Origin of the sequence: Paenibacillus sp. FSL R10-2796 (assembly GCF_037965315.1) — a bacterium.
Taxonomy (GTDB): Bacteria; Bacillota; Bacilli; order Paenibacillales; family Paenibacillaceae; genus Paenibacillus_AQ; species Paenibacillus_AQ odorifer.
This window is the reverse complement of sequence record NZ_CP150178.1, coordinates 2,680,753-2,697,375: the sequence shown is the minus strand read 5'-3', so window position 1 is coordinate 2,697,375 and position 16,623 is coordinate 2,680,753. Positions and strand designations below refer to the sequence as shown.

Below are 16,623 nucleotides of genomic sequence, written 5' to 3'. Positions count from 1 at the left end.
AAATTTTCTACAGAATCTTATAAAACACCTCTTCTGCAAACTCGAAATCATTCATAATACACTCTAAACATAATGTCTTGCTCGTAATTCCCAAACCCACGGCCATATATGGTTAGTCCCCCTCTTCTCCGTCCGCTATTCTCTGCCGTTAAACGAAAGGTCCACTGATCCTGCTCTACTCGTACATCCTCCAAGGTAATATCTGAGATTTGCTGGCCATCTACAAAGGTTCCACCTGTATTAATCCGCAGAACCTTCAGCAAACCATATTGGTTAACATCCGAACGCCACCAAATGGGATTTAATCGTCCTCTAGTGAGGCCAAAGTCGCCCGGACTGGTCCATTTTCCTAAATCCTGACCATTCATCATAAAGCCAATATCCGACGGCCACTTCTCATTTACATGTGGAGCTTCGGAACCTATTTCTAGCGAAATCTCAATTTCCTGCACCACTTGATCTTGAAATAGATAATTTGGAATCTTGTACTCGATAGAACCTTTCGCAAACCATACAATGCCGGCATTCACCCGTTCCGGGTCCAGAAAATAACGTGGATCATCATAATAGCCGATCAGCTTCTCAGTAGTAGCAATCCCGCAGGTAGGTAAAGCCTGAATATCGGTATATTGCCCTACAGGGATAGACACCTCAACCACCTTTCTGGCAACTCCACGGGAGCCCGATAATTTAATCTGCAGGTAATTCGCAGACAAAGAACAATATTTATAGGTCCCTCCATTTACTCGTCTCATTTTAGAACTGATCAGGCCTGCTTTTTGCAGCTTTGCTACATGAGTACTGACAATTGCACTACTAAGGTAGAGCTCCGCTGCCAGCTCTTTGATGTGCATCTCTCTGCGGTCCAGAAGTTCAATAATTCGCAGCCTAACTTCACTTGCCAGCGCTTCATACACCTGCAAGGATTCAGAATCTGTGGTTAAGTACATTTCAACGTCTCCAATGCTTATTGAATTAGTATTTTAACGAATCCTAAATTAATTCATTGCTTATTATAAGCTAAAATCAGTATCATGTAATCATAAAACAATTACTTAATTAGTGAAATCATTAATTCAACTAGAGGGAGCTGTACACTCATGCCGATTAAATCGACAATGATTATTGACAAAGATTTCAGACTAGCTGAAGTAGACCCGCGGATTTACGGCTCATTTATCGAACATTTAGGAAGAGCAGTTTACGGTGGCATTTATGACCCGGGTCACCCTACTGCGGATCAGAATGGTTTTCGGAACGATGCCATCGAAGCTATTCGTGCCTTAAACGTTCCTATCATCCGTTATCCTGGAGGCAACTTTGTATCCGGTTACAATTGGGAAGATGGGGTTGGACCCAAGCACGAACGCAAGCAATCTCTTGAATTAGCTTGGTGGACCACGGAAACCAATCAAGTGGGTACCAACGAATTTGCAGATTGGGCTAAGCTCGTAGGCAGCGAAGTCATGATGGCAGTTAACCTTGGAACACGCGGCATCGATGCAGCTAGAAATCTAGTAGAGTACTGCAATCATCCTTCCGGCTCCTACTACAGTGACCTGCGGATCTCTCATGGGTATAAAGAGCCTCACGCTTTTAAGACCTGGTGCCTCGGAAATGAAATGGATGGTCCGTGGCAGATTGGAGCTAAAACCGCGGTCGAATATGGACGGTTAGCGAACGAAACTGCAAAAGCTATGCGCTGGGTCGATCCAACGCTTGAGCTTGTGGCTTGTGGCAGCTCCGGCAGCGGCATGGACACTTTTGCCGAGTGGGAAGCTACCGTGCTTGATCTTTCTTATGATAATGTGGACTATTTATCACTGCATACGTACTACAATAACAACAATGACGACACGCCTAACTTCCTAGCCCGCTCTATGGATTTGGATCATTTCATCAGCAGTGTGGCTGCCACCTGTGATTATGTTCAAGCGAAGAAAAAGAGCAAAAAGAAAATTAATCTGTCGCTCGATGAATGGAATGTATGGAAATCACAAGGCAGCAGCCGTGCCGAACAACATTGGCAGATCGCACCGCCAGAATTCGAAGATGTGTACACTCTTGAAGATGCACTTGTTGTGGGCTGCTGTCTTATTTCATTGTTGAAGCATGCTGATCGTGTGAAAATGGCCTGCTTAGCGCAGCTGATCAATGTAATCGCCCCAATTATGACTGAAAATGGCGGACCGCTTTGGCTGCAGACTACTTATTATCCGTACCTGCATGCTTCCCTTTATGGTCGTGGAACCGTACTTCACCCGCTGATTTCCAGCCCTAAATACGATTCCAAAGATTTCACTGATGTGCCTTACTTGGAAGCCATTAGTGTATACAACGAAGAGCTGAATGAAGTAACCGTCTTCGCTGTAAACCGCCATTTATCCGAAGGACTAGAGCTCGACGTGGATCTGCGCAGCTTCAGTTCCGTAAACATTATTGAACATATTGTACTGGAACATGAAGATATAAAAGCTGTAAATACCAAATCCAATCCTCATAACGTGATGCCTAGCCAAGGCAAAGCCGTTGTTGAGAGTGGACATGTAAAAGCCCTTCTCGCAAAAGCTTCCTGGAATGTGATTCGTCTGCGGGTGAACGGCTAAGCTAACTTGTAATAGTCATAGAAATGCCCCCATGAATCTTTAATAAGCCATCGATTCATGGGGGCGTCTTCGTTATTTTATTCTGAAAATTGTCACGGATTGCTTCGGAAACTCATAACTAAAGCTGCTTCCTTCTGTCTTAAAGCTGGTTTGTTTCGGAGAGACCTGCTGCTTATTCTCGAAGTTATTTTCGTCCTCAAGCGGGTATCCCGACATTTCATAGACTTCGATGGTCAGTGCTTCTTTTGCCAAAGATTCCAGTACAACCTCAGCAGAAACGCTGTTCTCTTGTACGTTTACAGTCTTGAGGATAATATCCCCCGTTAAATCTTCCACACTTGCCGTGTAATACAGCGGTTCGATGACCGGAAGTTTATCTTCTGTCTCATTCACCAGTTCTCCGTTAATAAAAGTACGGATCTGTCTGCCCACTACTTCTAGCTTAAGATCGTATTCTACATCTGTTTCAACCGTAAACATAGCATGCGTCAGAACAGAATTTCTTCCGTTGATAATTGAGGCCACAATCGAATCCTGATTCTGCCAGCCACCCAGCTCCCAGTACAAATGATTCTGATCATCCGCTTTACCAAAATAGAAGATAAACCCTTTATTTCCTGCGGTTCGTCTAGCCTTAAAATGCAAAGTATAGTTTTCCCACTCTGTCTCACCAAGCTCTAGTGTCCGATTAGCCGTTTTGTTCTGAGCAGGGTCAGGCAGATTTGAAACTTCCTCTGATAAGTCAGAATACGTCTTCACTTCTCCCGTAAGATTGTTGACTAAGGTGATCTCGGAGAAACGAGCAGCAGAGGCATCCACACCGAAACTGACGGCTCCAGTGATCGCTTCCTTTCTGCTTTCCTTCGGTGCCGTGAAGCCATCTGCTTCCATCTTCAGCAAATGATCTCCCTGATGGTTCATAAATAGCTTTTGCACATAATAGTTTGCCGTTCCGTACACTTCATGATTATTGAACCAGATCATATCCGGCTTCCAGTTAATATAATCCACATTGCAGAGCATTGGAGCATAACAAGCTAAGCCAACGGCATGCGCATTATTTTGCAGACCTGTCATAAATGCTGCTTCCACCAATGCATTGTAATAGGTATTGCCCCATGAAGCATATTCACCGAGGAATACCTTTGGCTCATCGGCTTTGAAGTCATCATAACGATGATGATTAGCCAGGAACCATTCAGGTGTACAGTAATAATGCTCGTCTACGAGGTCAGACTTGTTCTCTTTTGCCGACGTCCAGCCCCGTTCATATTCCTGGCCGGCAGAGAACGGACCGCTAGAGTTAATGACCTTGATTTCCGGATATTTTGCTTTGATGGCTTGATGAAAGTAAGGATATCTCTCGAAAAAGGGTGCACCTACCTCTTCATTCCCAATGCCGACATACTCCAGCCCAAAAGGCTCAGGGTGACCCAGTTCTGCACGAATGCCTCCCCACTTCGTGGAAGAATCCCCCTTGGCGAATTCAATTAAATCCAAAGCATCCTCAATCCAAGGCGTTAATTCATCCAGCGGTACCATCCGTTTATGATGCGGGTCGTAGCCGCCCGGAAGAACGGGGATCGGCTTAGCTCCAATATCCTCACAGAACTGAAAATATTCATAATAACCTAACCCAAGCGTCTGATTATATGACCAGTTATTGCGTCTTGCCGGTCTTTGTGCAACATCCCCAATCGTATTCTTCCATCTGTACATGGAGTCTCTGTCATCTGGATCCAAGGAACCGTCATGCACCAGACATCCTCCTGGGAACCGCATAAATTTAGGTTTTAAATCAGCGAGCAGCAGCGAAATATCTTCACGCATGCCTCCGGGTCTATTCTTAAAGGTCTTCTCAGGAAACAGGGAAACCATATCCAGATATACCTTCCCGTTACCTTTGGTAACGATTACAAGACGACTGCTTGTGTCCGTGCTATTAGCTGTAATAACGGCTTCATATCGGGTCCATTCAGAGCTGCTTACGGCTATTTTCGCTTCACCAAGAATGGTGCCGTCTGTGCTTTCGATGTTTACGGTAAGCGGCACATCAAAGCTTGTCTCCCGGCGGGCATACACTGAGAAGTTATAATTCTCGCCTTCTTTTACCGGAATACCACTGTTAAAGCCTAGATTCATCAGGCCAACGCCGTCACCTTCAGCCACAATATCGATGGCAACATAATGTTGGTTACGATCATTTAAGGGCTTGCTGTCTTCTACAGAGATATTTACCTTTCCATCTCCACGTTCTACAGGCTCCCAAGCCATCAGCGCATGATAATCTGCCCGGTCAATCGGGTCGAATTCAAAAGATCGGTTCTGAACTAGTTCAGCGTAAAGCCCACCATCGGCCGCATGATTCAAATCCTCGAAAAAGATACCGAATAGATCGCCTAACTCCGCCCCCCGCTGCTGCGTATGTATCGTCAATTTTCCTTCTGTCTTCATTCTTTTGTCTTCCTCCTTGTGAATCCAAATTTAATTTATATTTATATTACTTAGTTCATATCAATATAAATCATTATAATAACTCCTCTCTACATTCGTCAATTCGAAAACGAAAAACTGACACCGAATACCCCTCGATGTCAGTTCACACTAGGAAGCCCCCTAGTAAAGGTTATAAAGAATACGTAAATTGATAGCTGCCCGAACCTAATTGAAGTCTCACTCCGTTATCGACCAAGCTGATGCTGTGCACGCCTCTGGACTGCTCCACAGGAACTTCATTTTCTAATAACCCTAGTTGATTGGCTCCAGGCAGAACGACAATACCGTTGGTATTGGCAGGAATCGTAACGTGAATCATCATTCCATCATCCTCTGATCGCCGCCACGCTGACTCTACTTTTCCGTACATGGTTTCAAGACTAGCTTCTGCGTAATCCAGACCGGGGCCAGGCTGTGGCTTGATATGAACGATTTTGAAACCAGGCTCCAACTCATCAGTTCCGATTCCTGCAACGTAACGATACAACCATTCACCTATTGCGCCATAGGCATAATGATTGAAGGAATTCATATCTGCACTCCAGAAGCTGCCGTCCTCCTTGATCCCATCCCAATGCTCCCAAATCGTAGTCGCACCTTTCGTCACCTGATACAGCCAGGATGGATAATCCTTTTGAAAAAGAAGCTTATACGCGAGTTCATTATTTCCAATCTCGCTGAGCACAGGATTCAGATATGGTGTGCCCACGAATCCAGTAGTCAGATGATCCTTAGCTTCAGCAATCAGCTCAGTTAGCTTCTGAATTGCACGTTCTTTGGCGACCCCTTCTATAAGATCGAAACGTAGGGCTAATATCTGTGCAGTCTGGGTAGAGACGGACAACCTTCCCGCAGGTGTTATGAACTCATTACTGAATGCTTTTATAATTTTGGCGTGCAGCTCACTATAATAGTCCACGTCCTCCGATTTTTCTAAGGCTATTGCCGCTTTTAAAGTAAGAGAAACGGAATAGGCATAAAAAGCGGTGGCGACATAATCCCGATCTGTAGCTCCCACATAGCTGTCTGGCTTGGAATCAAGCGCTAGCCAATCGCCGAAATGAAAGCCAGTATTCCACAGATAAGGGTTACTTCCCTGTGCATAGATATATGAAATCCATTGCTTCATGCTCTCGTATTGCTCTGCAAGCAGCCTTTTGTCGCCGTACATTTCATAGATTGTCCATGGACAGATCGTAGCTGCATCCCCCCAGGCTGCAGAAGAATGGTTAGTATCTCCGTCGCCAGGAGGCGCTGCTCTCAGCTCTGGAATAAAAAACGGAATGCCGCCCTCAGGGGTTTGGTCTGCCTTCAAATCCCGTAACCATTTCGTAAAGAAAGGTGCCGTATTCATCAAATAGGAGGCTGTTCGGACAAACATCTGAGCATCCCCCGTCCAGCCGAGCCGCTCATCACGCTGTGGACAATCAGTGGGCACATCGAGGAAATTCCCTTTTTGCCCCCACAGGATATTGTGATGCAGTTGATTCACAAGTGGATCTGAGCACTGAAAATCACCCGTACGTTCCATATTAGAGTGCATCACAATTCCTGTGAAATCCTCTAGTTGAAGATCTGCTGAGAACCCACTAAGCTTCACATACCGAAAGCCTTGGAAGGTGAAATGCGGTTCATACGCCTCTTGCTCTCCACCTTTCAGAGTATAGCGGATGCACTGTTTCGCTTTACGCATATTCTCCGTGTAGAAATTTCCGTCCCGGTCTAATATTTCAGCATGCTGAAGTTCTACCGCCTGACCAGATTGACCTTTTACATTAAATTTTAACCACCCTACCATGTTCTGGCCCATGTCCAGCACTCTATCTCCCTGCGGGGTAGTCAGCAGTGCAATCGGCTTCAAGGTTTCAACTTGTGTCACTGGCACATTTTCCTGGGCAACGATGATCGCTTTGGAATAATTAATAATCTCCACTGGATGCCAACCTTCTGATGAAGGATCGGTGATATCCAGCTCCAGCCGAGCATCATAGGTTTCACCATTATAAATTTCAGACATCATAATTGCGCTTTTTGCAGCCTGCCAATTCTGATCTGAGCTAATAAGCTCATTTGAACCGTCTGCGTACCGGATATGAAGCTCCAGCAGAAGTGAAGTCTTTGATCCATAAATCTCCTTTTGATTATCCCAGCCCAAATACCCTCTGTACCAGCCATTGCCCAACAGTGCGCCTAACGCATTCGCACCTTCATGCAGAAGCTTTGTGACATCATAAGTTTGATATTGCAGCCGCTTACTGTAACTGGTCCAGCCTGGAGTAAAATAATGATCTCCCACCCGACTTCCGTTCAGCTGCAGTTCATACAAGCCCAAAGCAGTAGCATAAATCCTTGCACTTTCCACTGGACCTTTTACATCCACGAATGTACGAAGCTGTGGGCAAATCTCAGAATCTTGTGAAAAAGAGGCTGTAGGAGCGCTGATCCACTCCGCCTGCCAATTCCCTGCATCTAATAGTCCGGTTTCAAAAAATGCAACCTCAGACCAACCCGAGTCTATTGCATTCTGATTCCATGCCCGAACCCGATAATAATAACGCGTGCGAGCTTCCAGCAGCAGACCTTCAAGCTCAACATGGATCGATTGAGAAGACTTTACTTCCTCTGTATCCCATAGCTTGCCTTGAAAAAGCATATTCTCCGCCACTTGAATTTGATAAGCAGACTGCATGCAGTCCCTGTCATCTGAAACTAACTGCCAACTGATTCTGGGTCTGATCACATCAATTCCTAGCGGATTTTCTTTGTACTCACAACGAAGCTTAGTCATTGCGAACATATAGATAAAAACCTCCTTCTATAGCGACAAATTAGTCTTTGCCCTATAATTATAGCTGGGTTACCGCTTTCATCACCCGGTAAAAAGGACATCATATCCCTGCAATCATGCCATGAATCTGGAAGGGGGAATTCAATATGCAACGAACCACCGAGTTGTTCAAAAATGAAATTTTTTTTCAAAACGATCTGCATCTGCTCGTTAACCGCTATTCAGAGAACTTCCATGCCCCTTTTCATGCTCATGAATTTATTGAGTATTGCTATGTAGCTGAAGGAAGAGGTTTTCATCACCTTGAAAATGAGATCTTTCCCGTTAGAAAAGGAATGCTGTTCGTGATTCCTGTAGGTGCCCCCCATGTGTTCCGTCCAGCATCTTCTGATACTTTAGGGAATCGCCTGATCGTCTATAACTGCCTTTTTGATATGCAAATGGTGGAGCAATTAAATATCGTCCTTCAAGAGCCATCTATCCGGGAGCACCTAGCCACTCTTGGGAGTAGCAGCTCATCTTACTTTTCCGTCTCAGATCGAGATGGCTCTATTGAGCGCTTAATGCTGAATTTATATCATGAAATGTCGGTATCCGGTATGGGCTCCAAAACAATGCTTTACACCCTCTTAAGTCAATTAATCATAGCAGTGTACAGGCAAAAATACGGAGAAGATGACAAATCTACGATGGATATGGCAGACTTCACGCAAGTCATTCAATACCTAGAGCATAATCTGTCGGAAAAGATTACACTTGCCGAATTAGCCCGTATTTCACAGTGGAGCAGCAGGCATCTTCAGCGCATGTTCCACAAGCATACTGGCCAGTCCTTTGGGACCTACTTGAAGAATCTGCGAATGCATAAAAGCTGTGAATTGCTGCGTACTTCTGGACATAAAATTAATATGATTGCCGAGCTAGTGGGTTACCGTGACATCGACTCCTTTAACGCTGTATTCAAAAAAATAGTCGGCCAGACACCCATCGCGTACCGCAAGCTCTACAGATCATAAAAAGGCCGATGTCGTATGAACATCCATACAACATCGGCCCTATTAATTTATTGATTAGTGATCTGTTTAAGTAAAAACTCAACAAAATCAGTTGATTTAGTCTTACTGTCATCTTGTCCTAACGTTCCGACGATCATCTGATTTGAATGGATAGGGAGTTCTGTAGCAAAATCCGTATCTGTGATATCTATGCCAGTAATCAGCTCTTGACCACTCTCCGGGTTAGTCATACGTTTCAGACGGTTATCATCAAGAGGAAGTCCTGCGGATTTAATAAACGACTCCAGATTTTGCAGTCCCGACTGCTGGCCAATCCATTCAAAAGTAGCATCATCCATAATCAGGATATCCGGATGATCGGCTGCCAGCATCGCCATAGCCCGCTGCATATAGCTCATATCCAAGGCTCCACCGTCCGTCCCACCTGTTGAGGGTAGATAAACGATTTCTGCCTCCACTCTCTTCCAAGCCGGGTAACGTTTGATGATTTCTTGTTTTAGCTCTTCATTCTTACCTGACGAGTCCTGAGATTCATAGTTGCCTAGGAACATGATTCGAACATCTACCGGTGGGAGCGTAGCTTCATATTTTCTTTCCTGCCATTGATCATAGAGCGCTTTCCCTCCAAAGATAACTACCAGCAGCACGATAATAGAAATAATAGTGTGCGTTTTGTAGAGGCGAAAGAAATTCTCCGATTTACGTGCTACGCCGGACATGGCTCCCCACTTCTCCAGCCGCTTGTCCTCTGCTTCCTGAATCTCCTTCTGATCCAAGCCATCTAGGATGGTTTTGTAAGCGCGGAATTCCTCTTCATAAGCTGCAACCTCATCTTCAGTCGAATTCGATCGACGGCGTTTCAAATGCATATCTAACCTTTTGTTCAATTCCTCCCGGGTAACGTCTTCAGGCAAGTTCAAACGCTCATAGGCTTGCTTTAGCTTCTCATTCAAAATGATGTCTCCTTCCTGATGCTTTTCGTCATTTCAGATCGTTAATTTGGTTCTATGTATTGAATTCTTGTGGCAGTAAAAGTATGGGCTAAGCCGCAAAAAAAACATCGCAGGAACTCAAGTAAACTATATCATGTTGTGCTAGACGGTAACAAGTAAGCGTTTATCTAATCCAAACCATGCAGCTGCTTAAATTGCTCAGGACTCATCCCTGTCAATCTTTTAAACACCAAACAAAAGTAACTAGCATTATCAAAACCCACTAGCTGGGCAATTTCATACATTTTTTTATCGCGTCCATTAAACATAAGCTGTTTACTCAAATTGATACGTTGCTTATTGATATAGGTTACAGGTCGATCATGAATTGTTTTTTGAAAAAGCCTGCATAAATACTGTGGCGATACAGAAATAATCTCCGCCAGCTCCTTTAAAGGAAGCGTCCTATGCAGATTGCTCTCAATATAACGCAGCACCGGCTTAATTCGCTCCAATTCATGTGCCTCATTCAGAGGCGATACTAGCTTTCTTTTTAAATCCAGAAGCAATGCATAAAGATGTTTAGATCGTGCCAAATTAGTCTCCAGCTCATTGCTATCTGGCAGCATAAGGATTTGCTTTAGAGGATTGAGCCATTGATCTTCTTTTAATCTAGCAGGACCAGACTCGCGGATGCCCGCATAGAGCAGCATTTGACCAACCTCTCTGCCATTGAACGAGACCCATGATACCTTCCATTCCTTCCCACTGATAGGGGCATACGAATGAGGAATATCCGGGAACAAAAAGAACACATCCCCTGGACCCACGAGATATCGGTTCTCATGAATGATAAGCTCACCCTTGCCTTCGTGAATCTGATGTATTTGATAGTCTGGAAAGCCTGCAGGACGTATAGTTTCTGGCTGATGCTCCCAAAATCCAAGGGTTGTAGCATAAAGCGGCAGCATGATTACATCTTCTGTTTGGCAAAAAATAATTTTGCTCTCCATAAAAAGTCCTCGTTTCATATTTTGTTATCTGGGACTAAAATTCTTTTATTTATCCTAACATTACTTCAACTTATAATATGAATATAATAACATTACAATGATTATAAAGGAGATCAACTCATGCGAGCAAAGTTTGTCTACCAGCCACCTGCTAACGGTTATCCGGAATGGAATAACAACCCAGAGACTTTTGAATTGAATCGATTGGATGCACATGCCTCCATGATCCCTTACCGTAGCTTATCCCAAGCGCTAACTAACGATAAAGAAACCTCACCTTTCTACCAAACCCTCAATGGGCTTTGGAAATTCGCTTTTTCCGAAACACCGGATCAACGAATTGTGGATTTCTATAAAACCGATTTTGATTGCAGTACTTGGGATACAATTCCTGTACCGTCCCACTGGCAGTTCCAAGATTATGACTACCCACAATATACAAATCTCCGGTATCCTTGGGCGGAATCCGAGCCAGAGCTTAAAGCCCCCTTTGCCCCAACAAAATATAATCCAGTAGGCTCTTATCTACGAACCTTTACTGTACCTGAGTCTTGGAACGGTCAACCGGTGTACCTAAGCTTTCAGGGTGTTGAATCCGCTTTCTACGTATGGGTAAACGGTGAACTTGTCGGGTACTGTGAAGATACATTTACTCCATCAGAATTCGATATCACCCCATATTTAGTGGCAGGGGACAACAAACTAGCTGTCGAGGTTTATCGTTGGTGTGATGCCAGCTGGCTAGAGGATCAGGATTTCTGGCGCCTGAGCGGTATTTTTCGGGAAGTCTATCTTTATTCGGCTCCTTCCGTTCATATTGCTGATTATTTCGTCCACACAGATCTGGATGAAAACTTCGTACATGCGGATTTAAATGTAGATATCAAGGTGGAAAATTACTTTAACGAGCAAAGCCCATATACACTGCAAATGCAGCTTTACAATAAAGAGGGCCAGCCTGTTTGGGAGACTCCTATCTCCGCTACTGGTTCCTTTGAGCAAGAAGGCGTTCAACAACTCAAGCTTGCTGCCCCGGTTGAGCAGCCTTTTAAATGGAGTGCTGAAACCCCTTATCTTTATACCTTAGTTCTGTCTATAAATGACGGCAACGGGCATACACAAGAAACGGTCAGCTGTAAGGTTGGATTCCGCAAGTTTGAGATTAAAGACGGACTTATGAAGATCAATGGCAAAAGAATCGTACTCAAAGGTGTCAATCGCCACGAATTCTCTTGCGACACAGGTCGTGCTTTAGCCAAAGAAGATATGCTGCGCGACATCCAATTAATGAAAACACATAATATTAATGCTGTTCGAACCTCCCATTACCCGAATCAGTCTATCTGGTACGAGTTATGTGATGAATACGGATTATATGTGATTGACGAAACTAATCTGGAAACTCACGGCACCTGGGCATACAGCCAAGAAGGGTTGAATGACGGGAATGTCCCTGGAAGCAAACCGGAATGGCGGGCCAATGTCATTGACCGCTGCAACTCCATGATGCAAAGGGATAAAAACCACCCTTCAGTCATCATATGGTCTCTCGGCAATGAATCTTTCGGAGGCGACAATTTTATCGCTATGCACGACTACCTGAGAGAAATCGATCCTTCGCGGCCGGTTCATTATGAGGGAATCTTTCACTGTAGAGAATCGGAAGCAGCAAGTGACATAGAATCTACTATGTACATTAAACCGCAGGATGTTGAAAAATATGCGCTTAATAATCCTAAGAAGCCTTATATCCTCTGTGAATACAGTCATGCCATGGGCAATTCATGCGGTGGGCTGCACTTATACTGTGACTTGTTCGACAAATATGACATTGTTCAAGGTGCATTCATTTGGGATTGGGTAGATCAAGCCATTCGGACCCACACCTCCGAAGGAATTGAATATCTCGCTTATGGCGGGGACTTTGGTGAATCGCCTCATGACGGCAATTTTAGTGGCAACGGATTACTTTTTGCTGATCGTACGGTTACTCCTAAGCTCTTTGAGGTCAAAAAATGTTATCAGAATATTAAAGTAACGGCTGAAAATATCCTAGAAGGACTCTTCCAGATTCGAAATTCCTTCTTATTTACCAACTTAAAGGAATACGATCTCAAATGGGAAGTTCGTTTAGACGGAGTAACTGCGCAAGAAGGCTTGCTGAAGATCTCATGTGCACCAGGTGAGAGCATTTCATGCAAAGTTCCTTACGAGTTGGATTCACTGCGTGGCAATCATGAAGCAGTTCTGAATCTTTCCTTTATTCAGCCTTCAGCAACTATATGGGCAGAAGCCAATCACGAAATCGCTTGGGAACAGTTCATTCTGTCACCTCGTTTCGTAACCAGTACCTCAAAGACAACCGCAGAAACACTGCGTGTCAGCGAGCTTGAGAATGTTTTGAACGTACAAGGTGATAATTTCGAACTGAGCTTTAGTACCACTATGGGTGCTCTGAACTCTTATCGTTCCTCAGGCAAAGAACGTCTGCTTGAGCCTGTAAGACCTAACTTCTGGAGAGCAGTCACAGATAATGATTGTGGCAATAAATTGCCACAGCGGTGTGCAGTATGGAAGCAGGCATCGCATAAACAACACTTAATCAGCTTTACATTTAGAACCGAAGGCTCTCTCTGTTTCGTCTATGCCAGCTACCTTCTGGCTACAAGTCCGGATTCCACGCTTCGGGTCCAGTATGTGATTCGCGCTGACGGGACTTTAGAGATCACGCAAGAGCTGAGTCCAGGCAGCAGCGAACTGCCGGAAATCCCTGAGTTCGGAATGATGTTCGTTCTAGATGGAAGTCTTGATACCCTGTCTTGGTACGGCCGCGGACCTCATGAGAATTATTGGGATCGGCAAACCGGAGCCCCACTTGGACGTTACACAGGTAAGGTCAGTGATCAATTCACGCCTTATCTCAAACCTCAAGAGTGCGGCAACAAGACTGATGTCAGATTCGCTTCAATTACAGAGGGCAACGATGGATCAGGGTTCTATTTTGAAAGTGCAAACCCTATCGAAATTAATGCCCTGCCTTGGAAGCCTGAGGAACTGGAAGCCCATGACCACGTCTATAAATTGCCAGTCTCAAACAAAAGCGTACTGAGAGTCAACTACAAGCAAATGGGTGTTGGCGGGGACGACAGCTGGGGCGCACCAACCCACGAAGAGTTCACTCTGCCGGCTAATCGCCCGTACATCTTCCGTTTCACTGTCTCACTGCTCTAATCTCTTCCACTTATAAAAAAGGCCGTCTCTGGTTGGTTTCTACCACACAGGACGGCCTTCTTCTATTTATTTCACAGCTACTGTTCCTTGTCTGAATTCCGAAGGGCTTAAACCTACATTTTTTTTGAACTGTTTGGAGAAATAATAGAGATCGCTAAAACCAAGATCATGGGCAATCTCACCGACAGAACTTTGCGTCCCCCTCAATAGCTCCTTGGCCTTAGTTATCTTTTTTCTGGTGATATACTGAATGGGTGGAACTCCGATTTGCTGTTTAAATAGCCGGATAAAATAGTTGGGATGCATGTACGCAATCTCGGCAAGCTCGTGTATGGTGATATTTCGCTCGATATGAGCGTCTATGTACGTTAATACTTTCGTTAATTTTTCGATCGAGCTCAGATTCTTAAAGGTGATTTCGTCTACTTCTATGTTCATAATAAAATAAGAAAATAACTCCATTAACTTACTTTTGGCTAATAAATGAGCATACACCGCATCAGATTTCATATGACTCGTTAGGCTGCTGAAAATCTTTTGGATTACATGAGGATCTACTTCTCTGCATACATGACTTAACTCTAACATTTTGAATAGATTAATGTCTCCGACTTTTGCGCTGAAATGGCACCAATACTTCTCAAAGGGTTGATCACTTATGCAAGAATAAGATTGCTTAACTCCCTCAGGCATCAAAAAAAGCTGACCAGGCTTCGGATAATATTCTCGATCCCCAATCTTTAACCAACCCTCCCCATCGCAAATAAAATAAAATTTACTATAGTCAGGTGTGTAGTCAAGATCTCTCCAGTCACGGCCACAAAGATTGTAATCAGCCATAAATAAATCAACCTTTAAATTGGATAAATAATTTGTAAGCAAAACATGGTTATCCATCCCTTACTCCGCCTTATCAGGTTAGTTTTGTACATCTAAAAGTTAATGTCCTACATTTTGATTTCCACCTCCAATCACTACAATGAAGTAGAAATAAACGTTTGAAAGGATGATTGCAAAATGGTGGATAAAAACAAATATTTAAAAGTAATCGAAGATACGATCGCAACTGGAAGATTCAAAGCCGATTGGGATTCACTAAGTCAATTTCAAGTGCCTATGTGGTATGAGAACGCTAAGTTTGGTATTTTCATTCATTGGGGCCTTTATTCTATTCCGGCTTTCGCCAATGAGTGGTATCCCCGAAATATGTATATCCAGGGTTCACGGGAATATGAACATCATCTTGCTACCTATGGCGAGCATAAAACCTTTGGTTATAAAGATTTCATCCCCTTGTTCAAGGCTGAGCATTTCAATGCTGAGGAATGGGCCAATCTCTTCAAATTATCTGGTGCCAAATACGTGATGCCTGTTGCAGAGCACCATGACGGCTTTCAAATGTATAAGAGCACTTACTCTCACTATAACACATATGAGATGGGTCCTAAGCGGGATTTAGTCGGGGAAATGAAAGACGCTTTTGAGCAGCAGGGATTAGAGTTTTGTGTATCTTCCCATAGGGCTGAGCACTGGTTCTTCCTGTCTCATGGCAAGGAATTTGATTCCGATATCCATGAACCGCTTGTATGTGGAGATTTCTATTGGCCATCTATGCCCGAACCCGATCATCACGATTTATTCGGCTCCCCACCTAATCAAGAATTTCTGGAGGATTGGTTGATTCGCTGCTGCGAGCTGGTAGACAATTATCAGCCGAAAATCTTTTACTTTGACTGGTGGATTCATACAGCTGCCTTCAAACCCTATCTCAAAAAGTTCGCCGCTTACTATTACAATAAGGGAGAGGAATGGGGAACTCCGGTTGCAATCAATTATAAGCATGATGCCTTCATGTTTGGCTCAGCAATCCCAGATATTGAGAGAGGTCATTTCTCCGGGCTTAAACCTTATTTCTGGCAAACGGATACAGCAGTTGCTAAAAATTCATGGTGTTATACTCCGGAAAATGATTATAAATCTGCCGTAGAAATTATCAGAGATCTAATAGATATCGTAAGCAAAAACGGCAACTTGCTGCTGAATATAGGTCCTAAAGCGGACGGCAGCATACCAGCTCAGGATCAGGAAATTCTGCTTGGCATCGGAGAATGGCTAAAGGTGAATGGTGAAGCAATCTATGATACGACCTACTGGCGCACCTTCGGGGAAGGCCCTACAGAGATCGTTGAAGGTCAGTTTACAGATGGGATCACGAAAATTTTCACTAATGAAGATATCCGCTTTACGGTAAAAGGCAGTTATCTTTACGCTACTGTTCTTGTCTATCCAAACAACGGTATAGTGCAAATCAAATCCCTTAAAGAAAACGCTGCGCACTTCCATGGGATGATTAAACAGATCAAAATCTTAGGTTTTGAGGAACAACCTGCATGGGAAAGAACCGATGAAGCCTTGGTTATAAAAACGACCTCGGTTCGCAGTGATACTCCGGTTGTTCTGCGGATTGAATTGGATTAGGGACACTTACAGAACTTCGTAACCTATAAAAAGAGTGTTCTTGCCCATCCAGCAGAGAACACT

10 protein-coding genes are annotated in these 16,623 nt (G+C 44.0%); 4 read left to right on the top strand and 6 right to left on the bottom strand.

Annotated elements, in window-relative coordinates; genetic code table 11:
- Window positions 1-47 precede the first annotated feature (47 nt).
- Window positions 48-950, bottom strand: a complete 903-nt coding sequence (locus NST58_RS11940) for an ArsR family transcriptional regulator (protein WP_076130581.1) — start codon at window positions 948-950, stop codon at window positions 48-50.
- Between the two features lie 150 nt (window positions 951-1,100).
- Here NST58_RS11940 and NST58_RS11935 point away from each other — a divergent pair, with 150 nt between their 5' ends.
- Window positions 1,101-2,606 (top strand): alpha-N-arabinofuranosidase, encoded by a 1,506-nt coding sequence (locus tag NST58_RS11935; RefSeq protein WP_076187265.1) that lies wholly within the window; start codon window positions 1,101-1,103, stop codon window positions 2,604-2,606.
- 72 nt (window positions 2,607-2,678) lie between these two features.
- Here the strand turns inward: NST58_RS11935 and NST58_RS11930 are convergent, their stop codons facing one another.
- Together NST58_RS11930 and NST58_RS11925 are read right to left on the bottom strand one after the other, a co-directional pair.
- Window positions 2,679-5,060, bottom strand: coding sequence for an alpha-L-arabinofuranosidase C-terminal domain-containing protein (locus NST58_RS11930; RefSeq protein ID WP_076193808.1), 2,382 nt, complete (start codon window positions 5,058-5,060; stop codon window positions 2,679-2,681).
- Between the two features lie 172 nt (window positions 5,061-5,232).
- Window positions 5,233-7,899, bottom strand: a complete 2,667-nt coding sequence (locus tag NST58_RS11925) for a family 78 glycoside hydrolase catalytic domain (RefSeq protein WP_339247915.1) — start codon at window positions 7,897-7,899, stop codon at window positions 5,233-5,235.
- 137 nt (window positions 7,900-8,036) lie between these two features.
- On the opposite strand from NST58_RS11925, the gene NST58_RS11920 reads away from it, so the two are divergent.
- Window positions 8,037-8,906, top strand: coding sequence for an AraC family transcriptional regulator (locus tag NST58_RS11920; protein WP_076130584.1), 870 nt, complete (start codon window positions 8,037-8,039; stop codon window positions 8,904-8,906).
- A gap of 47 nt (window positions 8,907-8,953) precedes the next feature.
- Here the strand turns inward: NST58_RS11920 and NST58_RS11915 are convergent, their stop codons facing one another.
- Both NST58_RS11915 and NST58_RS11910 read right to left on the bottom strand, forming a co-directional pair.
- Complete coding sequence (locus tag NST58_RS11915) at window positions 8,954-9,859, bottom strand: hypothetical protein (protein ID WP_076130585.1); 906 nt, start codon at window positions 9,857-9,859, stop codon at window positions 8,954-8,956.
- Between the two features lie 167 nt (window positions 9,860-10,026).
- Window positions 10,027-10,851 (bottom strand): AraC family transcriptional regulator, encoded by an 825-nt coding sequence (locus NST58_RS11910; RefSeq protein WP_076143215.1) that lies wholly within the window; start codon window positions 10,849-10,851, stop codon window positions 10,027-10,029.
- Window positions 10,852-10,971: 120 nt separating this feature from the next.
- On the opposite strand from NST58_RS11910, the gene NST58_RS11905 reads away from it, so the two are divergent.
- On the top strand, window positions 10,972-14,082 hold the full coding sequence (locus tag NST58_RS11905) for a glycoside hydrolase family 2 TIM barrel-domain containing protein (protein WP_076193804.1): 3,111 nt from the start codon (window positions 10,972-10,974) through the stop codon (window positions 14,080-14,082).
- Window positions 14,083-14,148: 66 nt separating this feature from the next.
- Here the strand turns inward: NST58_RS11905 and NST58_RS11900 are convergent, their stop codons facing one another.
- Complete coding sequence (locus NST58_RS11900; RefSeq protein ID WP_076193801.1) at window positions 14,149-14,979, bottom strand: AraC family transcriptional regulator; 831 nt, start codon at window positions 14,977-14,979, stop codon at window positions 14,149-14,151.
- A 120-nt stretch (window positions 14,980-15,099) separates the two neighbouring features.
- Between NST58_RS11900 and NST58_RS11895 the strand changes: the two genes are divergently transcribed.
- Window positions 15,100-16,560: an alpha-L-fucosidase gene (locus NST58_RS11895; protein ID WP_339247910.1), complete on the top strand. Its 1,461-nt coding sequence runs from the start codon at window positions 15,100-15,102 to the stop codon at window positions 16,558-16,560.
- Window positions 16,561-16,623: the final 63 nt, after the last annotated feature.

Coding starts and splice junctions, on each gene's coding strand:
- NST58_RS11940 (WP_076130581.1), bottom strand. CDS start 950: ATGTACTTAACCACAGATTCTGAATCCTTGCAGGTGTATGAAGCGCTG.
- NST58_RS11935 (WP_076187265.1), top strand. CDS start 1,101: ATGCCGATTAAATCGACAATGATTATTGACAAAGATTTCAGACTAGCT.
- NST58_RS11930 (WP_076193808.1), bottom strand. CDS start 5,060: ATGAAGACAGAAGGAAAATTGACGATACATACGCAGCAGCGGGGGGCG.
- NST58_RS11925 (WP_339247915.1), bottom strand. CDS start 7,899: ATGTTCGCAATGACTAAGCTTCGTTGTGAGTACAAAGAAAATCCGCTA.
- NST58_RS11920 (WP_076130584.1), top strand. CDS start 8,037: ATGCAACGAACCACCGAGTTGTTCAAAAATGAAATTTTTTTTCAAAAC.
- NST58_RS11910 (WP_076143215.1), bottom strand. CDS start 10,851: ATGGAGAGCAAAATTATTTTTTGCCAAACAGAAGATGTAATCATGCTG.
- NST58_RS11905 (WP_076193804.1), top strand. CDS start 10,972: ATGCGAGCAAAGTTTGTCTACCAGCCACCTGCTAACGGTTATCCGGAA.
- NST58_RS11900 (WP_076193801.1), bottom strand. CDS start 14,979: ATGGATAACCATGTTTTGCTTACAAATTATTTATCCAATTTAAAGGTT.
- NST58_RS11895 (WP_339247910.1), top strand. CDS start 15,100: ATGGTGGATAAAAACAAATATTTAAAAGTAATCGAAGATACGATCGCA.